15 protein-coding genes are annotated in these 19,965 nt (G+C 39.9%); 3 read left to right on the top strand and 12 right to left on the bottom strand.

What is annotated here, in order from left to right:
* Window positions 1-43: 43 nt before the first annotated feature.
* From AC07XU_RS08950 to AC07XU_RS08910, 9 genes are all read right to left on the bottom strand, one after another.
* On the bottom strand, window positions 44-1,111 hold the full coding sequence (locus tag AC07XU_RS08950) for a LacI family DNA-binding transcriptional regulator (RefSeq protein WP_494943299.1): 1,068 nt from the start codon (window positions 1,109-1,111) through the stop codon (window positions 44-46).
* A 69-nt stretch (window positions 1,112-1,180) separates the two neighbouring features.
* Window positions 1,181-1,936 carry a glucosamine-6-phosphate deaminase gene (locus AC07XU_RS08945; protein WP_494943298.1) on the bottom strand — a complete coding sequence of 252 codons (756 nt, stop codon included), beginning with the start codon at window positions 1,934-1,936 and terminating at the stop codon, window positions 1,181-1,183.
* Between the two features lie 15 nt (window positions 1,937-1,951).
* The gene (nagA, locus tag AC07XU_RS08940; RefSeq protein WP_494943297.1) at window positions 1,952-3,148 is read right to left on the bottom strand and encodes an N-acetylglucosamine-6-phosphate deacetylase; all 1,197 of its coding nucleotides are present in this window, start codon (window positions 3,146-3,148) and stop codon (window positions 1,952-1,954) included.
* Between the two features lie 50 nt (window positions 3,149-3,198).
* The gene (locus AC07XU_RS08935; RefSeq protein WP_494943296.1) at window positions 3,199-4,116 is read right to left on the bottom strand and encodes a DUF5017 domain-containing protein; all 918 of its coding nucleotides are present in this window, start codon (window positions 4,114-4,116) and stop codon (window positions 3,199-3,201) included.
* Window positions 4,117-4,142: 26 nt separating this feature from the next.
* On the bottom strand, window positions 4,143-5,978 hold the full coding sequence (locus AC07XU_RS08930; RefSeq protein WP_494943295.1) for a RagB/SusD family nutrient uptake outer membrane protein: 1,836 nt from the start codon (window positions 5,976-5,978) through the stop codon (window positions 4,143-4,145).
* A 4-nt stretch (window positions 5,979-5,982) separates the two neighbouring features.
* Complete coding sequence (locus tag AC07XU_RS08925; protein WP_494943294.1) at window positions 5,983-9,189, bottom strand: SusC/RagA family TonB-linked outer membrane protein; 3,207 nt, start codon at window positions 9,187-9,189, stop codon at window positions 5,983-5,985.
* Between the two features lie 41 nt (window positions 9,190-9,230).
* Window positions 9,231-10,556 carry a sugar MFS transporter gene (locus AC07XU_RS08920; RefSeq protein WP_494943293.1) on the bottom strand — a complete coding sequence of 442 codons (1,326 nt, stop codon included), beginning with the start codon at window positions 10,554-10,556 and terminating at the stop codon, window positions 9,231-9,233.
* A gap of 9 nt (window positions 10,557-10,565) precedes the next feature.
* Window positions 10,566-11,918, bottom strand: coding sequence for a Gfo/Idh/MocA family protein (locus tag AC07XU_RS08915; RefSeq protein ID WP_494943292.1), 1,353 nt, complete (start codon window positions 11,916-11,918; stop codon window positions 10,566-10,568).
* 24 nt (window positions 11,919-11,942) lie between these two features.
* The gene (locus AC07XU_RS08910; protein ID WP_494943291.1) at window positions 11,943-12,950 is read right to left on the bottom strand and encodes a Gfo/Idh/MocA family protein; all 1,008 of its coding nucleotides are present in this window, start codon (window positions 12,948-12,950) and stop codon (window positions 11,943-11,945) included.
* 428 nt (window positions 12,951-13,378) lie between these two features.
* Here AC07XU_RS08910 and AC07XU_RS08905 point away from each other — a divergent pair, with 428 nt between their 5' ends.
* Both AC07XU_RS08905 and AC07XU_RS08900 read left to right on the top strand, forming a co-directional pair.
* Window positions 13,379-14,566 carry an acetyltransferase domain-containing protein gene (locus AC07XU_RS08905; protein ID WP_494943290.1) on the top strand — a complete coding sequence of 396 codons (1,188 nt, stop codon included), beginning with the start codon at window positions 13,379-13,381 and terminating at the stop codon, window positions 14,564-14,566.
* Between the two features lie 710 nt (window positions 14,567-15,276).
* A complete protein-coding gene (locus tag AC07XU_RS08900; RefSeq protein ID WP_494943289.1) occupies window positions 15,277-15,561 on the top strand; it encodes a hypothetical protein in 285 nt (94 codons plus the stop codon).
* Window positions 15,562-15,572: 11 nt separating this feature from the next.
* Here the strand turns inward: AC07XU_RS08900 and AC07XU_RS08895 are convergent, their stop codons facing one another.
* On the bottom strand, window positions 15,573-16,607 hold the full coding sequence (locus AC07XU_RS08895) for an IS110 family RNA-guided transposase (protein ID WP_494943288.1): 1,035 nt from the start codon (window positions 16,605-16,607) through the stop codon (window positions 15,573-15,575).
* A gap of 1,344 nt (window positions 16,608-17,951) precedes the next feature.
* Here AC07XU_RS08895 and AC07XU_RS08890 point away from each other — a divergent pair.
* Window positions 17,952-18,302, top strand: a complete 351-nt coding sequence (locus AC07XU_RS08890) for a helix-turn-helix domain-containing protein (protein ID WP_494943287.1) — start codon at window positions 17,952-17,954, stop codon at window positions 18,300-18,302.
* On the opposite strand, the gene AC07XU_RS08885 is transcribed toward AC07XU_RS08890, so the two are convergent.
* Entirely contained in the window at window positions 18,299-19,411 is a 1,113-nt protein-coding gene (locus tag AC07XU_RS08885; protein ID WP_494943286.1) for a tyrosine-type recombinase/integrase, read from the bottom strand. The genes AC07XU_RS08890 and AC07XU_RS08885 overlap by 4 nt on opposite strands.
* 5 nt (window positions 19,412-19,416) lie before the next feature.
* Window positions 19,417-19,854 (bottom strand): helix-turn-helix domain-containing protein, encoded by a 438-nt coding sequence (locus tag AC07XU_RS08880; protein ID WP_494943285.1) that lies wholly within the window; start codon window positions 19,852-19,854, stop codon window positions 19,417-19,419.
* Between the last annotated feature and the right edge of the window lie 111 nt (window positions 19,855-19,965).

Genomic DNA, 19,965 nt, shown 5'->3' with positions numbered 1-19,965 from the left:
TGAGGTAGCGATGAATTATTTGGAGCGTATTAATTGGTATATTTTAATTATTATAGTAATTATAGTTCTCTCTTGTAATGATGTCAATTGGCATAAATGTTACCTTTTCAACATCTACTCCAAGCACCAATTTATTATAGAGCGCAAAAATCCCTCTGTAGGCCTGTTCTTGGGGCTTTTGGCAAATTAAAAAATCTATAATATTTTTCTGTAGGTACTTCACATTTTCATCTAAAAAATCGAAACCCATCAACATTAAATCTGCCTTACCAACTTCTTCGAGATAACGGGCAACAGATAAAACACGAGAATTAGTTACAAATATGGCCGAGATATCCTTATGTTCATCTAAAGCTTCATTTAGCTTTGTTCTGATAGACTGATAATCAGTTTGGTTAATGTCTATTTTTATGATGGGCGAAGTAATTTGATTTTCTTTATAATAGGCTCTAAACCCTTCCTCTTTGCGAAGCAAATGGTGATGAAAATCTATTTCTCTAGAAATGTTTACAATTAAAGCTTTACCTCCAGCTTTGGTAACATATTTCATCAGATGAGCGCCCAGGTAACCACTATGGTAAAGATCTGGACCTATATAACACAGACTTTCTTGGTTAGGCACGTCAGAGTTGATGAAAACGTATGGGATTTTAAGCTCTTGCAAGCCGTTGGTAAAACTCACAGATTCTTCAATAAACATTGGAGCTAAAAGCACCCCATCTGGCCTATTGACTAAAATTTGATGAGCTTGTTTTACAAAAGAAGATTTATCATTTTGATCAAAAAAATACTTATCGATTTTAATCCCATACCTACGAACTTCTGTTTCTGCTTGATGTATTCCGCTTAACGGAGCTCCCCAAAAAGCAGTTTCTTTTGAGACAGATGGTATGAGCACTGCGAAATTGAGCGTTTTGCGTGATGCCAGACTTCTTGCAAGTACATTCGGTTGATAATCTAATTCTTTGATAATTTGCTGAATGAGATTTCTTGTTTTTTCCGAAACACCTGTTCGGTTATGGATTACCCGATCTACAGTGGCAATCGAAACATTGGCACGTTTTGCAATTTCTTTAACTCCTGAAACTTCTTTCTTTAATAATTCGTTCATTGTGTATCACTGCTAAGGCTATCTTCCTATTTTTAAGATGTTTTATCTAATAAGCAAATTTATGTTTTTTTAGTCAACCGATACACCACTATGCTCATCAACATAAAGTGTAGCGGATGGATGTTTACGTAAAATCGTGGAAGGAAAAGTAGCTGTGATTGGTGAATTTAATGTGTACTGCACTGCTTTTGCTTTCTGAGCACCAGGAACAACGCAAAAAACATGACCAGCCGACATTAGCGTAGGTATGGTTAAAGTTAATGCATGGGCAGGTACATCACTAATTTTTGCAAAACATCCATCATTTACCTGTTGTTGACGGCATAGCTCATCAAGATTGACCATTTTAACTTTTTCAGGATCTTCAAAATTTGCTACATGCGGGTCGTTAAAGGCAATGTGTGTATTCTCTCCTATTCCCATGCATACAATGTTTGGCGGATTATTATCTATCAATCGGGCATAACGCTCGCATTCTTTTTCGGCAGTAACAGGATTACCATTTAAAAGATTAACAGATCGAAAACTAACTTTATTGAAAAGGGCATTACTTAAAAAATTCCCAAAGCCTTGGGGTGCTTCTGCTGGCAAGCCAAGATATTCATCCATGTGAAAAGCGTTGATCCTATTCCATTTAATTGGTTTTTGGATCAAGTTTTCTAGAAATTCGCTTTGTGATGGGGCTGCGGCAAAGATGATATTCAAGTTCTCCTGGTTTTGCATGAGCTCTTCAATTTTTTCGTATACTGCATCTGCTGCCAACTGACCAACTTCAGCTCTGGTGTCGGCTTTTATAACCTTTAATTTATCTATCCTTTTAATCATCTTTTTTAATGTTGTTTAGGCTAAAACTTCTTTTAGGGAAGCACTATAGACAATCCTGCCATTTACAATTGTGGTATCAATATTGATATCTTGATCAAATATGACTATGTCTGCATCTTTACCAGCCACTAAGGAGCCTTTTCTTTCAGATACACCCATTATTCTTGCGGGAGTGGCCGTAATCATTTCTACAGCATCGTTGAGGCTCACGCCAGCCAAATTAATCATATTTCGAACCAATTGATCTGCGGTCGCTACACTGCCAGCAAAAGCCGAACGATCTAATAGCTTTGCCACTCCGTCTTCTATGATAACTTTCAGTCCGCTGTGGCAATTGCCTAATATGCTTTCGCCTTCTGGCATACCAGCAGCCCGCATTGCATCGGTAATAAGTGCCGTTTTGCCGGCTCCTTTAACTTTGTGAACCAATTTGAGTAGAGGTGCGGGCAGGTGGATTCCATCTGCAATAATCTCCACATCCATGTTGTCGATAATGAAAGCACTTTCTACTGCACCAGCATATCTAAAAGCATTTTTCCTTGTTACCCCAGACATACCCGAATAAAGATGTGTAGCCAAAGAATATCCATTTTCAAAACCTTCTAATACTTCTTCATAAACGGCATCGGTATGAGCCAATGCTACCAGAATGCCTTTCTGACGCAAAAATCTGGCAAATTTGATGGCGCCTTTTAGTTCAGGGGCCGCACTCCATCTCACAATTGAATTGGAGCGTCTAAGGATTTCTTTATACTCTAGCGGATCTGGGTCTCTGATGAAACGTTCGTCTTGAGCACCACGCTGGTTAACTGAAAAATAGGGTCCTTCCAGATGCATACCCAAAAACTGGGCCCCATCTATGTTAATTTCATTGGCTGCATCGTAACAAGCCAGAGTTTGATAAAGTTCCTCCAACTCGCAGGTTAGGGTAGTTGGCACCATCGAAGTGGTGCCAAATTTGGCATGGGTCTTGGCGATCTGCAAAAATGCCTCTACGGTATTATCCATAAAATCGAACCCTCCGCCACCGTGCACATGGATATCAATAAATCCTGGAGCAACAAAATTTCCTTGAGCATCTATCTCAATTGCATCGCGATCATCAATTTCGTCTTGTGTAATTGCTACGATCTTCCCATCATTTATTAAAACAGAAGCATTTTCTAACACCCGGAATGGAGTTAATACATTTCCATTAATAATTTTTATCATTTTATTCAATTGCTGCAAAGTTATTTTCGAGGATTTAGATAAACTATTATTTAAGGATTTACGGTTATGGTAATCTCCTTTTTAATTGGTTCATTACCATAAATACTCACATTTGACCCTATGAATACCACTTTATAAGTGCCAGCGGTAGCGAACCTATATTTATACTGCTCCAGGCGATTGTCTAATACATTTTTGATTGGAACTGAAAAATCTGGGCCAAGATCTACACTACTTAAATCAATTGGTTTAGAAACTGCCCAAATCTCTGCTTCTGTTTCAGGATTAGGCAAATTATTACCTCTTAAGGTGAGGGTACCTGCAGAGGAAACTGTTGATCTACTAGGATCGGTAATATTTGAAGATTGAACCAATGTCCATGCCGCTGTACGTTGATCTACCGCCAAAGCTGACCCTTGTGCTGTTTGGGTATTAAGCGTTAATGCAGATACGGTCCATGTACGATTGGTACCGTTCGCAGTTTGTGGCAAGGAAACATATTTAAAAGCAATGTAAAGTGGTTTTCCATCTACTATTTGATCGGTAATATCCTGTTCTGTAGAAGACACATTGGTTGTAGTTGTTGCGTAGGTAAATCTATTGGTAATGTCGTTCCATGTTGCTGCTTTTAAGGCGGTGAGATTAAGTTCTCCATTAAAATTGCTTGAGGCTAGCACTCTTAATTGATTTGGTTGGGTTCCAAATTGCACCCTTGATGTAAAAAGTAGCTTTGCGGCGTCCAGAGTTAGCACACGGCCGTCTTTAAAGGCATAGTCGTTCCTGAATTCGCCAGAATAAAAACTAATTACTTTTGCGTCGCCACTAATAGCAAATGTAACCTCCTCACCGGCTTTAATTGTAGTATTTTGCGCCTTAACATCAAAATTGGGCACCACTTCCTCTTGTTTGGTACATGATGTTATTAAAGCTACCATCAGCATTAAATAACCATATTTTAATTTCATCATAACTGAATGTTTTATTGTTGTGTAAATTACCATCCTGGGTTTTGTGTAAGTGCTTTATTGAGTACAATATCTGCACTTGGTATTGGCAATAATAGGTGCTTTTGACTTGCTCTTGCATAAGCACTTACACCCTGATTACCTCTGATAGCCAGTGGTGCATTGGCCTCCAAATAATCTCCAGCATCTACTAATGCTGGTAAGTATCTTTCCCAGCGGATGAGGTCATTACGACGATGTCCTTCATAACATAACTCCCTGGCACGCTCTTCTTGGATAAGAGTTCTGAATGAAGTTGAACTGGCAAACTGAGCTGGCAATAAATCTGCCTGACTTGCTGGGGTAAGGGATGCAGTTGCAGTTGCGCCAGAACCCCGGGTATTTCTTATTCTTACTTCTGGTGCTGTACTGTAACCATAACCACTACTTGTTACTGTAATTGCTGAAACTACAGTACCAGTTAGGGTTGCGGTAGCCTTTGCTCCGGTTCCACCGCCACCTACAATTTCAACTATTAAAGGATCGGCAGTTGTATTTTGATAAAGTGTGCCTCCTGTTCTTAGGGTAATTGATTTAACGCCTTCAGAAATTACACCCGTGCCGTTAAGTGTTTTACCGTAACCCCGTCTGCGAACTAGGTTAACATAGTCTATTGATCTTTGAGATGGTCTGCCCTCAATTTCATTATCAGCTTCTGCAAACATTAGAAGTACATCTGCGTAACGCAATACAGGTAAATTAGTAGGACTCCAATTTACATCTAAAGGTCTAACAGTTTCATATTGTCGGCGCCATTTGCCAGCATCACGAGAATGGATGTCTGTTTTGGCAACCGTATCAGTGCTGTTATTACTTAAAAAACCAAAAGTTGCAATATTCCAATCGCGGCGGGTGTCTCCTTGTTTATACAAATTAAAAAGTGTTGGTGTTGCCCCTAAGATGGCATATCCGTAACCTGCATCGGCATTGGTATTTCTAATAGCCAATTGATTAGAGAAACGTGCCCCTAGTAAAACGCTTCCTGTGTTATTTCCAAAAAATTCGATTTCCCAGATACACTCTTTTAAATCATATTTATCGGCAGAATGATTAATGAAAATTTGTTTGTAATCTGGATTAAGTGAGTGAAGACCTGATGTGATTACACTGTCTGCCCAAGCTCTCGCCTCAACATATTTACTTGTGTTCTTTAATGGATATCCTGCCATTTTTAAACAAACCCTTGCCAGCATCGCTTGTACTGCAGTTTTGCTGACTTTTCCATTATTGGTATAAGCGGTGATTGGGTTTACCAAATCTTTAGCCTCGGTAAGATCTTTTAAAATTTGAGCATAAACTTGGGCTGATGGTGCTCGAGGAACGTTCACTTGGTTACCATCTACGGTTGGCGTTAGCATTAAAGGCACATCACCCCAATAACTTACCAATTGGAAATAGAGAAAGCCACGTAAAAATAAGGCTTCTCCCTTAATTATCCTGCGAGCTTTTTCATCCATCACAGGTTTATCTACGTTAGCCAATAGGTAGTTTGCACGATTAATTCCATCGTATAGTGCTCGCCAAGACGCTGCCACAACGGTATTGCTGGCATCATAATTAAAGAGCATAGGATTAATGGAGAGCGTTGTTCGTTTGTAGAAGAGCTCATCTGTTTCATTGGCTAATTCAATTACCAAATTTCTGCCAAAAGTACCGTCTACGGTTAGCGAATGGTAAACGCCATTTAATGCATTCTCTAGTTCTGAAGCTGTACTATAAAACTGCTCTGGTGACGAAAAATCTTCTGGGGTTGTTTCCAAATATTTTTTGCATGAGCAAAATGCTATACAAATGAAGGCAAGCATGATTAATATTTTCTGTTTCATGTGCTTATAAATTTAAGTTTAGACCAAATGTTATCGTTCGAGCACGAGGGTAAACCGAATAGTCGAATGAAGGTGTAAGTGCCGAATACATTGAAGATACTTCAGGATCAAATCCAGAATATTTTGTCCAGGTGTAAAGGTTTTGTGCAGCAGCGTAAACGCGTAGGGCTCTAATTTTATATCTGCTCAACATTTTCGCAGGCAAACTATAGCCCAATTGCACTGTTTTTAACCTCAAGAATGATCCATCTTCTATTACTCTAGACGAGTATGCATAAGGGCCCCAGCCATTGGTGCGATAATATTCATTGTTCTGGTTTTCTGGCGTCCATCTATTTACATAAGTGGCAAACATATTCTGTTGTGGCCTACCCATTCCCTCAAATACCAATCTGTTGGCATTAAAAATTTCTGATCCGACCGAGAATTGAAAAAATACATTAAGGTCAAATCCGCCGTAGGCAAAATTATTAGACATACCACCAATAAAATCTGGATTTGGGTTGCCTATCACCACACGGTCATTCGCATCTACAACACCATCTCCGTTTACATCTCGGTATTTTATATCTCCAGGACGAATAGTAGACCTGTCATTTCCATTGGTTGCTACATTATTTTTGAGCGTAAAAGCGGTGCCAGACTGATTGAAATCTGAATATTGGTAATTGCCTTCCCAAATGTAGCCGTAGTACATCGCCATTGGCTCATTGATTTGAGCAATGTAAAGTGGGAGGTTACGGTAATTTCCATCCCAATTCATGAAAGTTGCAAACGAAGACTGGTTTTCAGATAATTCCAGAACCTTATTTCTATTAAAAGCAATGTTAAAATTGGTTGTCCATGATAGTTTACTCGACCTACCTAAGTTTACTGAGTTTACCGTAAACTCTAAACCTTCGTTTTGTACTTTGCCAATGTTTTTGATTGAGCTGTTAAAACCCAATGAATTTGGAAGCCGTGCTTGAAGCAACAAATCGTACGTGTTTTTACGATAAATATCCATCTCAAGTGACAAACGCTGTTTGAAAAAACCCAAATCTAAACCTATATCTGTTTGTCTGGTTGTTTCCCACTTAAGATTGCGGTTACCCAATGAAGATGGAATTGCAGCATTAACCTGTCCATTCCCAAAACTATAGCCAATATCTGCAGGCAAAGATATCACGGAAAGGTAAGCAAAATCAGATACCCTGTTATTGCCCGTAATACCATGGCTTAGCCTAAATTTAGCATTTGATAACCAATTCACCTTTTTAAGAAATTTCTCCTCACTGATTGTCCAGGCTATTCCAGCTGAAGGGAAATAACCCCATTTATTACCCGAGGCAAACTTTGAGGAGCCATCGGTACGGAATGAAGCGGTTAGCAGGTATTTTGATTTGTAGTTATAGTTTACCCTACCTAAAAAAGAAGCCAATGTATATTCTGATTCGGAAGCTCTAATGCTTACTGGAATACCCTCATCAAGCCCCGCCAAACCCAAATTTTCATTTGGCAATTTTTCCGCAGCAGCACCATTGATGCTAATTCTACTCCCCTGAAAAGTAGCTCCCGCCAATGCGGTGAACCTATGGTTTTTGTTAAATGTCCTATTGTAGGTAAGTACATTTTCGTTCACGTAGGTGCTGCGTTCTGACATCGTAATTGATCCGTTAACGCCATTGGATTTTCCGCTTTGCGTGAATGGGCTACCAGATCTTGTCAAGCTGTTGTTAAAGACTTCACTTTTTGTCGAGTTACGGTCAAAACCTCCAGTAACTCTAAGTTTTAGGTTTTTTAGAATATTATACTCGGCATAACCATCTGCTCTTAGCGAATTAGTAATATTTTTCCTCAATTCATTTTCTGCCGAAAAAAGCGGATTAAAGCGGCTATCATTTACTAAATCCAAATCATTATCAACAGGATCATCCTCCAAATCGACAATAGATTTACCAGTAACTGGTCGATAACCCCAAACACTAAACATTAATCCTGTTTCACTATTTGTGCCATCAGATGGAACCGTTCCGTTACGTAGCAGGTTACTGTAATTCACATTTACACCAACCTTGAAATTTTTATTAAGGTATTGATCTAGGTTAAATCGCCCTTGGTAACGGCTATAACCAGAATTGGTAATGATCCCTTTTTGATCAACAAACGATCCGGATACAAAATACCTGGTTTGATCCGTGCCACCAGAAATAGAAAGATTATGGTTATGCATTGGGCGAGTATTGAAAAGCTGATCTTGCCAGTTTACGCCTTCCACATTTCGATAATCCTCTAGCGTACGTCCATCACTCAAATACGATTGCAGAGAGTTGGTCGCATCCCTTTCTAATTGATAGCGTACAAATTCATAAGGAGAAAACAACTCCATTTCGCGAATGACCTGTTGAACGCCGTAAGAACCATTATAATTAATTTTTGGAGCACCCACTTTCCCTCTCTTGGTAGTGATGATGATTACACCATTAGCACCTCGAGCACCATAAATCGCTGTTGAAGAAGCATCCTTTAATACTTCGATAGATTCGATTTCTTCAGGGTTAATGATGTTATTATTCGGATTTTCTAACGGAAAACCATCGATAATATATAAAGGTGAATTATCTTGCGTAAGAGAGTTATTACCACGAATAATGATATTGATAGCCGAGCCCGGCTGACCTGTATCTGAAGATACCTGTACACCGGCGACGCGTCCTGCCAATGCCTCGTCAAATGAACGAACGGGGGCCTTTTGTAAGTCTTCCATCGAAACCGAACCTATAGACCCAGTCAAATCTCTCCTTGCAACTGTACCATAACCTACCGCCACTACTTCATTTAACTGTGAAACGTTCTCTAATAAAGTTACCTCGATGTTACGATCGGAGCCAACAGTGCGGTCTTTGGTCAGGTAACCAATGTAAGAAAACACCAATATCACACGTTCATCTGGTACATCAATTGTAAACCTTCCATCTTGATTAGTCACGGTTGAAATAGGGCTGCCCTTTACTTTTACACCTACCCCCGGCATCGGTGCACCCTTTTCATCCACAACTCTGCCGGTTACCCTAATTTCGGCTTGGTTAGCTTGGAGAATGACAGGCAACTTACCTCCTTCTCCATAACCAACTACCGGCCACACAGCCATTTGGGCAGATAGGCAGGCAAGCATGGCAAACTTAGCTGACTGTCCTCCAAAAAGTTTTTTTGATAAGAATAATAATCTCATATATAGTTTTTGTTTGGTTTTGAGTTATGTGAGGTTAAACATTAACCAGTTTTCCATTTTCTAAGCTTAAATCCATAATTAGCATAAAAAATCAGGTATAGATAGCAAGGAAAAAGGACCCAATACGCAATCCTAAGACTATGTGCATCAGCAAAATAGCCATAGATCAGCGGCATAATGGCATTGCCACAAAGTCCCATAATCATTAATGAAGCACCTACTTTTGTAAATCTGCCTAAGTCCTTTAATGCCAGAGGCCAAATGCCGGCCCAAACCATCGAATTGGCGAAGCCAAGCAATACCACAAACCAAATCGAGAGATCGGCGCTATGACCTAAAAAAGTAACTGATCCGCTTGCAAAAATGATAAGCAGTGTAAAAATCGCGCCTAATGCAGTACAAATGCGTAAGGTATTGAGTTGACTGATGAACTTTGGAATGAGGATGATACCTAAAATATAACCGAAAATTGTTGCGGCCAATGTATAAGAAGGGAAAACTTTAGCTTCCATTAATTGGATATCCATAGATCCTGCGTAACCGATAATGGTATCAATCGCAATTACCTGGGTACCTACATGTAAGAATATCGCAATCGCTCCAAATACCAAATGAGGAAATTGTAGAATACTTTTCTTTGATGAGTTTGCTTGTGCCAGTTCTATAGTCTCCTCTTCGGTATCAATTTCTGGAAGTGGGGAAAATCTTACAAAAAGACCAAGTCCAAAAAGTACTGTTCCTACGCAAGCATAAGGCACCATTACCCTCCTTATCAGTTCATCCAGCACAATTTGTCGATCTGCTGGTGATAAAAGTGGAATTTGTTTAAAAAGCGCACTATCGGTAGACCTGAGGATAACTGCCGCAAACAATAAGGGCGCCAATATGCCGGCAGCCTTATTACAAATCCCCATAATGCTTATCCGTTGTGCCGCCCTTTCCGGTGGCCCAAGTATGGTGATATAAGGATTTGCAGCAGTTTGTAGGATCGCCAATCCAGTACCTAAAGTAAATAAGCCGATTAGGAAAATTTCATATGTTCTTAGATAGGCTGCTGGTACAAAAAGAAATGCGCCAACAGACATGATGAAAAAGCCGAACATCATCCCCTTTTTAAATCCTACCCTTTTTAATAAAACGGAAGATGGCAATGACATCACCAGATAAGAAATGTAGAATGCAAAAGCAACCAAATAGGATTGAAAATTGGTTAGTTCACATGCAATTTTAAAGTATGGAATAAGGATGGCGTTTATCCAGCTTACAAAACCGAATATAAAGAACAATACCCCAATGATAAGTATGGAGATGAGCGTATCCTTCTTACTAATTTTGCTAACTGCAATTGATGTTTGGCGCTGTTTCATTTCGATAATTTAAACCTTTGGCTCCCAACCTTTTTGATATTCCCTACTCCAGTATTTAAGCGCTTCTTTATTTTGGAGAATATGACCGTTTTTAGGATCAATATCTAGCGTAGCTCCAGTTCTTTGCGCAATGTTTCCGAGTTGTACCAATAGAGTGCTGATGTGACCGTTCAAAATATCAGCATTAACTTTTGTACCTTTTTTAATGCCATCAAAAAAGTTTTGGATATGGATAGCATCTAAACTTTGAGAAGGATTGGTTAAATTTGTAGCATCAACAGCAACATCATTTTTTACCTCTTTAACAACCTTATTTTTAAGATCATGGATGACATAGGCATTGTTTCCATCAATTTGCAAGGTTCCATTTTCACCATAAAAAATTACGCCTACACTAGAACCTTCAATGGTACGTCCGTTACAACTTCTTCCCTCCCAGGTGATCGCCCCCTTGCCTCCAAACTCTAAATTTATAACCTGAGTGTCAGGGGTTTGCCAATCATCTTGATAACGATATCTTCCACCTGCAGAGCTTACTTTGGTCGGATAGTCAACCTGCATTCCCCAACGAGCTAAATCCACCATGTGTGTTCCATTATTTAACGCCTCACCAGTTCCCCAATGCCAGAACCAATGCCAATTGTAATGGATCAGGTTGTCTTTAAATTCCCGGCGTGGTGCCGGTCCTTGCCAAAGTTCAAAATCTAACCAAGTGGGAACAGCACTAGTTTTACCAATGCCAATTGTGGCTCTGTTATTTGTGTACCATGTTTTTGCAAAATAAGGTCTACCAATCACGCCACCATGCAATTCTTTAATAGCAGCAACCACATTTGGCCAAGATCTGCGTTGGTTACCCATTTGGATTACATTTCTATATTTGCTTGCCGCAGCCAGTAAAATTTCACCCTCGTTTGGATTATGACTTGCTGGTTTTTCGAGGTACACATGTTTACCTGCTTGTGAAGCTAAAATAGCTGCGGGCGCATGCCAGTGGTCGGGAGCTGCAATTACCAAAGCATCCAAATCTTGTATTTCAAGTGCTTTCCTAAAATCAGGTTGCGCTAGTGGGCGCTTTTTCTGAACGCCCTCCACCTTTTGAATGCACTTATCTGCAGCACGACTGTCTACATCACAAACGTAAGCCACCTCACAGTTTGCTTGATCGGCGAAATTGGTGGCAAGTGCTAATCCACGAGAATTTACACCCATCATCGCCACCCTAATTTTTTCATTTGAACCTAAAATATTGGCATAACTTTTTGCACTAAAACCAGGTAAAATTCCGCCAAATGATAAGGCTGCTGTACCAATTGCTGCAGATTTTATAAAATTTCTACGTGTTTCGTCTTGTTCTTTCATCTTATTTATGAAGTAGTGTGAATGCTATTTTGTGATTTCTGTAATATCTACTGGTCTACCTCCAAGCTTTTTACTCAAGTCTGCCGCCTCCATGAAAGCACAGATAGCCAATGTTTCAGCTTTGCTCACTGGAGGAATTCCTGTTTCAAAAAATTTTACTATTTCTAATAATAGCGGATTGTATCCTTTAAATTCTCCTAATATAAAAGTGGCTTTCTCTGCAAAAACTGTAGCACCATAATCTTTTTTGCCACTTCTGGTACCTCTAAAGCTTCCTACTCGGCCATCATCCCAAACGCCGACCGCCAGATCTGTATCTGAAGTATGGATACGACTAACGCTTTTACAGCCTGCCCCCATTAGCGTGAAAAGGATCTCTACGCCGTGGATGCCATACCAGAAAAAATCTGGATGCGTAGCTTCGATCGTTGAAGGGCTGTAAGTTTGTGCGCCGATAATCTTTCCATTTTTTTCCGCTACCGCATCTGCAATTCCATCTATGTATCTCAAAGAGGATGAAGAAAATATGGGCGTACCGTATTTCTCGGCAGCGTCGAAAATGGCTTTTGCATCCGCATATGAAGCAGCGATTGGCTTATCGATAAATACTTTCTTTTTAGCTTTAAGGATTGGAAGAACTTGTTCCAAGTGTACCCTTCCATCGTTAGATTCTAATAATACTACATCAACTTTGTCTAGCAGAGCTGGGATTGAATCAACTATTTCTGCCCCAAGAGCTTTTACATCCTTAATAAATCCGGGAGCCCTATCCAGTGCACTTTTAATATCTTTGGTACCCTGGGCATAGGCAGCCACCACTTTATAACCTCTATAATCAGCAGTAACATTTGGATCGTTTAATGTTTTAGTAAATGCCACAGCATGTGAAGTATCTAAACCAATTATGCCAACTCTTTTACCGCCAATTACTGCAGTAGCACCGATTGCACTTAATTTACCACTATAAGCAAATCCTGCTGTAGCAATTGCAGCCATTTTCACAAAATCTCTACGAACGTAATTTTTAATCATAACACCATTTTATATTTACGGGTACGTACCCGTAAATTGAGTTAAAAAAATCCATCATCTTTTTCTATAAAATTACATTCGATGATGGGTGGTCAAATATTTGGTCATTGAGTAACTTAAAAAGCCATTAGAATAGCTCCGTTAACGTACCCGAAGTAAATCTAAAAAAATTATTTTAAAAAAAAAATAAATGTTTAATTTTTTTTAAATGGCTTTCTAGAAACAAATGGTTCATGTAAGCTTACCATACCAAATCTTATGGCGACAAAAATGATTGGTCTTTCAGATTTGATCGAAATATGAATCTCTGGGCAATCACGCCTACGACAATGCTATTTTTGATCGTTTGGAAAAAAGATAGAGATTCATTGGCAAAGTTTTAATTTTTAATTAGTTATCGTAATTTAGAGCCAATTAACCCACTACAGATGAGTACCGGCAAAAAAAGGATCAATTCCATAGATATCTTAAGGGGAATTGTGATGGTAATTATGGCATTGGACCACACACGGGATTTTTTCCATCACAACGGCAGCATGATGTCTGACCCAATGGATCCTAATACCACAAATCTGTTTTTATATTTTACCAGGTGGATAACCCATTTCTGCGCCCCGGTTTTTGTTTTTCTCTCAGGGATATCCGCCTACCTTTCTTCAAAAAACAAACAGCCAAACCAAGCGGGCAACTTTTTGATCAAACGGGGCATCTGGCTGATAATTGTAGAGATCACCATTATTACCTTCGGGCTGACCTTTAACCCATTCTTCAACTTTATTATCTTGCAGGTGATCTGGTCAATCGGGTGGAGCATGATCCTGCTGGGCATATTGGCCAGGATATCCCACCGTCTGGTAACAGCCGTAGGTATACTGCTGTTTTTTGGTCACAACATCATTGACTACCTAAACCTCCCGGCCCCTGGTTCGCTCAGTGCCGAGCTGATCTCGATATTGTTTACCACCAGCACAAAGGTGATCCCTATTGCTAGTGAACATTATATAGGCACATTCTATTCAATCTTACCATGGACTGGAGCTATGCTGATCGGATTTTCGATAGGTAGATGGTTCGACGCAAACTTCGATGCTTTAAAGAGGAAGCAATATCTGTTTTATAGCGGCTTGGGTCTCTTCCTGTCTTTTTTGCTGTTGCGTTATTTCAGCCTTTATGGCAACCCAACTCCAAGGGAAGTGCATGCAGACACCCTTAAGAACATCTTCGATTTTTTTAACGTGAGCAAATATCCACCCTCATTACAATATTACGGAATGACCCTGGGACCTGCACTGATGATCTTGGCATCGATGGAAAACCTTAAGAATTGGTTCAGTAGGATAATGATGGTATATGGAAAGGTTCCTTTCTTTTATTATGTCCTGCACTTTTATCTCATCCATATCATCCTGGCTGTATTTTTCTTTGCTTCCGGTTATAGTGCAGATCAGATTGCCACGCCCCAATCCCCATTTTTGTTTAGGCCTAACGACTTTGGCTACCCACTGCCCATTGTGTATCTGATATGGCTTGGAGTTGTGGCTATCCTTTATCGTCCCTGCACCTGGTTTCAGAATTATAAATCCACTCATACGCAATGGTGGCTGAAATACCTCTAACAAATCTGATATACCTAAGCTACCAAACTGGGCTTACCTTCAAAAAATAGCATATCCATTCAGTAAGTTGATTTCCACGTCTTCGACCTTGTCACAGTTCAGTAGCTGAAATCTATTACAGCCAAGTTGCTATAAATCTACAAAATTCTTTATCTGGAGGAGCTCTAGTCCTTACTGACTGCCCCATTTTCAATATATATTCCAGATCTAGTATTTAAAGTCAGCTCTCCGCAAATGTCGTACTTAGTTCGTTTCATCAGCTATTTCGATCTGAGCTTTAGAGGTGTTTCTGAATAACTATTTAATCTAAACTAATTACCCTTCATGTGTTCGTTGGTAGCACCATGACCTGATCTTATAAAGAGCCAATAGCCTAAACGTGTGCTTGATGAGCGATAATAAAAAGACATTAGCACCCTGAAGTTAAATGTTCATATGAACAATATTCCATAAATGGATATTGGATTTATAACTATGTTAAAATAGCACATTTGGAATTAAATCGAAACCGAGCAATGTTTTTATTACCTTTTAATTATGCATAAGTTTCCACAATGGCGTAGTAATTTCCCCAAATGTAACCAAGTCATTCAACAGTTTGTTTCTGTACAACATTCATTGCGTATCATTACGTGCATGGATCGCACTTTTTGTTGATTGCAAACCTAGTGGCACTTCTATTGCTTATCAATAAGAAATGCAGTCATAATATGAACCTAGAAACAGCCTCGGCTTTAATTCCGGCACTTAAGTCTTTAGAGGGGAAGAAATCAGTTGATGGTTTCATCGTTAGAAAATTCATTATAACCCCAAAAAATGAAGAAAAACTAAGAGAATTCCTGAACTTATATGAACTGAACAAATGGAATGAAAATGGGATAATAGGTGATAGCTATCCCAGTGAAGATTTGAAGATCATAGTTGAATTTGACGTGTCCATTCCCACGTTTAGGTGGCAGGAACTTCGTGACTTTTTGTTAAAAAAACAACTATGATCGATAAACATTCAAATGATGGCCACATGCGAATGATTATCTTTAATGTATGGCCTATCCTGTTTTACACAGGCAAAGACCCTCAATATAAGCTTATTGCGTATAGCGTTGAGAACAAGCATCCTATGCTTGTGCTCAAATTCGGTCTTCCTGGCATAGTACTCCCTGATCTCAGGCACAAAACGGATTGCAAGTACCGCACAGGTGTGTAATAAGGTTTTGACTTTTTTGTTTGCCATGTGCGATACCCTCATTCTTCCAATAATCGAAGTGCCCGATTGGTAGGGAAAGGGAGCAACCCCTGCATAGCTTGCAAACTGCTTTGGGGAAGTAATCGTTTCAAATTCATTGGTGGTAATGATAATCTGAAGTGCTGTCATTTCCCCGATGCAGGGAACGGAGGTTATCAGTTCCATCAGGTGTCTAAGTTTTTCATCCGAACTCCATACCTCTCTAATCCTCAAATCTAGGGCATCTATATCAGAACCTAAAGCCCTTTGCGAGTTGCTGCAAAGTTGATTGTTCTGATTGGAATGTCCATCATCTATAAATAATTTATCTTCCTTCAATGTCACCTTAAGGGATCTGAGGGCTACTGACAACCTGTTCCTAAGAGTGCTAAGGCTTGCAAGTTCATTAATTATTTTTCTTTTGCCCTGCCACAACATCAAAAAATCCCTTGACTTTACCAGATATGTCGCAACCCTTATGGCATCTATCTTATCATTCTTGCCCCTTAAAGTGCCAAGGGAGTTTTTTATGTAATTGGAGTTTTCATGAACAATATTTGCCTTAAATCTTTCCAATACAGCTATCAGCCGATTAGAATAGATACCTGTCTGCTCCATACCGAATACGACATTTGAGATCTTAAATCCCTTGAGTTCCTTCAGCTCCTTGATAAATGCTGTTATATCTTCCTTGCTATTGTTTATCTTTCTGTGGAACAGAACGACCTCTTGCTGCATCACGGCAAAGTCTAATGTTAGTTTACTTACGTCTATGCCGATAAAGAATTTATATTTTTTCATAATAGATTGTTCCATGCAGTTGAACATTATATCATAATATAGGCCGCTAACCTGACTTCGACAATAATTCAATTCAACTGCAGATGTTAATTTTAACATTATTTATCACACATCATCCTTAATCCCAATCTAGGTCCTAAACCTTTATGGCACTTTAGGTCATCTTGTTAATACTTCATCTTAAAATATAATATCCAAAGGAACAATCATTGCTTTAGATGTCAATAGTCATCTTGGAAATTTATCTACCACAATCATAGATCAAAAGAGCAATCGTTTGAGGGACAATCAATAGAATGGTAAGGATGGTATTTCTAACCCTATTATTCTAAGATTTTATCGGGCATCGCCAAGCTTCTTGATGATATTTGTTATCTCTCATACTTATATACGTTTAGGTTAAAGATAATAAGGTAATTCCAATTTTGCCACATTGCTGTGGCTAAATATTTAAATGAACTTAATTTATCTCCATTTCATTAAATAGAGGCGTAGAGATTGATACATGATCAGTCTCATCTTATTATACCCCTGTAAAAGAGATTGTGAATATCTGCGATATTTAATTCAACTCTAAGAACAAATTCAATTCCAGAAGACTTGTCTTCAGATTGGATAAGTCGGTAGGCATCTCTTAAAAATATATTAGTTAAACTGTTGCCCTTCTTAATCTTTACACTAGGGTCAAATTAGAATAGACATTTATTATAAGCGGATTATATATATTTAGCGTCCTTTTCACGATTAAACTTGGTACATAGAATTTTTATAGCCTCTAATAACTGGCTAAGAATTTAAAAAAAATCCAAGTTTGCGGCTTGTGATCATAAAAAAGGGCTACCATGGGAACTTTACTAATTTGACCAGGGATTACCAAATGTTGATTTTTTGCCCTAGCAAAGCTTGTAACTGCTTGCCCAATCTCAAGTTCATGTCCTATATCCACATTTAAAGCTCATTGCTCCGAACAACAATGAAAAATCTGCATTTTTCCAATATCGCCGGAACAAAGCCTTAAAAAATGGCAAGTTAGCAATGGATAAAAAACAACGTGTTGGAGTCCACGTTTTTCCGTAAATTGGAGATAAATAATAGTGCCATAAGGCATGTTTAAACGCACTTTTCCAGGCTAGCACATTCCCTCTCCTTTAACCACTCACAGGAGTGAACATTACCTTCAAGAAGTTCGCCGCGCATGATGGTTGTTCAACTTGAGATACATCTATGGGAACTTCCGAAAGGCTTCAGGAATATAGAATGAATTTGACCACAGGACTGTTCTCTAACCGTCCTGCTCCCTATCGGGACTGTCAAACATCGAACCTAAAATGCATTAGCTTCATCAAAAATTTGATGGAGATGGAAAAACTTACGTTTGAAAACCTGCCCGAGGCGGTGCAGCTGATACTCGAAAAACTGGAAAGATTAGAAAAAGTTCTCCTTGCCCCGCAATCACAAAAAGCAGAGACCGAAGAAAATATAGATATCTCAGTTGCATCTGTAATTCTTGGCCTTGCAAGAGCTACCATCTATTCAAAGGTATGCCGTGGCCAGATCCCAGCCTTCAAGCTCGGGAAAAAACTACTGTTCAACCGCAAAGAACTTGCAGAATATATTGAGAGCAATAAGGACCAGACAAACTTCCACCTGAAAAAAGCGGCCGACGAAAAGCTCGCCGGCCGTTTCAAAAAAAGAATCTACACCTACTAGAGTACCAGATGGATCCTGGTCGCCGCTTCCTTCTTCTTGGAATCGATGATCTTGGTGTAGATCTGCGTTGTCTTGATATCCTTATGGCCAAGGAGCTTGGATACCGTAAAGATGTCAGTTCCCATCGATAGCTGGAGCGTTGCAAATGTGTGCCTGAAACTGTGGAAGGTAATGTGCTTGGTGATGCCAGCCCTTTGCAGCCAGCCCGGCAGAAACTGTCTGGTCTGGTTATAGTCGAGTTTGGGAAAAACCTTATCGCTAAGTTCCCTCCTTTTGCCGAGCAGCGAAAAGGTCTGGTCAGAGATGGGAAGCACCTCTGCACCCTTTGTCTTTTTCTGTTTGAACTGGATGTAATAATCTCCCTCGCTCCCACGGACCTCAGACCAAACTAGTCCCTTGATGTCCGAAAACCGCAAGCCAGTAAGCCCTGAAACTATTGATGCTCGCTTCATGATATCCGACGAGGCCATAGTCGAAGCCAATTTCTGGAATTCCTCTATCGTCAAAAACTCCCTGTGGGTATCGTGTTCGCGGATCGAGCTGGTGCGGTCATAGATGTTCTCGGTCATCATTTGGTGCTTGTAGGCGGAGCGCAGCACATAACGGAACATATTATAATATTTAAGCGCAGTATTGTTCGAAATTTTCTTCTTGCGGGAATTGATCGCTGGAGCACCGAGCAGGTACTCCTTGTAGTCCTCGCAGAAACCTACCGTTAGATGAAAGAACCTCAAATCTTCGCCCGAAAAACTGGCGAGGTACCTTTGGGACATGAACCATGTATCGCAGTTCATTCCTCCCTTCTTGCGGACAATTTCGCGGTAGAAATCCATGAAGCTTCCAGTAAGCCTTTCCTTGTCCAAAAATCCATAATCGTTGTTCTGGATGGCCATCTGCCTTTTGGCTCGGATATTTTCTGCAAGGACAAGCGTCTGCTTGTTGAACATCTTGTCCGCCTCGCTCTTGGGCTCACTTACCATATACAGCTTCAGGTATTCCTTTCGCAAAGGCTTTCCCGAAGAGGGATTTTTCAGCGGCGGATAAAAATCTAGGAAGAAAGTGATCCTTCCACTAGAGAGCGTTCTCTGTCTCAATGTTACCTTTGACATAAGCTTTACTTTTTGGTTGGGTTAAAAATCTTGTCTATTTCGTCTTTGGGCACATACACATGCCAGCCCTTGGCCAGCTTTGGGACATTGTTGCGCTTGATGATGTCGAAGAGCGCCTTTTCCGAGATATTGTACTTCAGCTGGATCTCTGCCATGTGGTAGGCTTCTGAGATCTTTACCTTTTTGGGCTTTGGTGGGCTGCGCAGGTCTACCTCTGGCAGAATGGGCTCAAAGAGCATATCTATCTGTGCGCGTAGGATAAGCGTCTTGCGCTCGGACAGGTTGACCGCATTGATCTTTCCAATTTCGATCAGGTTATAGACCGTCTTTGCCGAACTGTTCAATAGCTGTGCAGCCTGCCTCACGGTCAGAAATTCCTTATTGCGCAGATCCTGCAAGGGTTTTTCCTTTACCTGCTTCATTTCCACTTCGCTTGCGATCATCTTCTCCCTTCTTTTGATCGCCTTGTAGGCCGCCTTCGAACACCGGTCGCTACAATATTTGGTTACTGTAGTCCTGGCCTCGAAATCATTCTGGCAATACTGGCAGATCCT

Source organism: Pedobacter sp. GW456-11-11-14-TSB4, from assembly GCF_059424425.1.
This window is presented reverse-complemented; position numbering and strand designations above follow the sequence as displayed.

Coding starts and splice junctions, on each gene's coding strand:
- AC07XU_RS08950 (WP_494943299.1), bottom strand. CDS start 1,111: ATGAACGAATTATTAAAGAAAGAAGTTTCAGGAGTTAAAGAAATTGCA.
- AC07XU_RS08945 (WP_494943298.1), bottom strand. CDS start 1,936: ATGATTAAAAGGATAGATAAATTAAAGGTTATAAAAGCCGACACCAGA.
- nagA (WP_494943297.1), bottom strand. CDS start 3,148: ATGATAAAAATTATTAATGGAAATGTATTAACTCCATTCCGGGTGTTA.
- AC07XU_RS08935 (WP_494943296.1), bottom strand. CDS start 4,116: ATGATGAAATTAAAATATGGTTATTTAATGCTGATGGTAGCTTTAATA.
- AC07XU_RS08930 (WP_494943295.1), bottom strand. CDS start 5,978: ATGAAACAGAAAATATTAATCATGCTTGCCTTCATTTGTATAGCATTT.
- AC07XU_RS08925 (WP_494943294.1), bottom strand. CDS start 9,189: ATGAGATTATTATTCTTATCAAAAAAACTTTTTGGAGGACAGTCAGCT.
- AC07XU_RS08920 (WP_494943293.1), bottom strand. CDS start 10,556: ATGAAACAGCGCCAAACATCAATTGCAGTTAGCAAAATTAGTAAGAAG.
- AC07XU_RS08915 (WP_494943292.1), bottom strand. CDS start 11,918: ATGAAAGAACAAGACGAAACACGTAGAAATTTTATAAAATCTGCAGCA.
- AC07XU_RS08910 (WP_494943291.1), bottom strand. CDS start 12,950: ATGATTAAAAATTACGTTCGTAGAGATTTTGTGAAAATGGCTGCAATT.
- AC07XU_RS08905 (WP_494943290.1), top strand. CDS start 13,379: ATGAGTACCGGCAAAAAAAGGATCAATTCCATAGATATCTTAAGGGGA.
- AC07XU_RS08900 (WP_494943289.1), top strand. CDS start 15,277: ATGAACCTAGAAACAGCCTCGGCTTTAATTCCGGCACTTAAGTCTTTA.
- AC07XU_RS08895 (WP_494943288.1), bottom strand. CDS start 16,607: ATGGAACAATCTATTATGAAAAAATATAAATTCTTTATCGGCATAGAC.
- AC07XU_RS08890 (WP_494943287.1), top strand. CDS start 17,952: ATGGAAAAACTTACGTTTGAAAACCTGCCCGAGGCGGTGCAGCTGATA.
- AC07XU_RS08885 (WP_494943286.1), bottom strand. CDS start 19,411: ATGTCAAAGGTAACATTGAGACAGAGAACGCTCTCTAGTGGAAGGATC.
- AC07XU_RS08880 (WP_494943285.1), bottom strand. CDS start 19,854: ATGATCGCAAGCGAAGTGGAAATGAAGCAGGTAAAGGAAAAACCCTTG.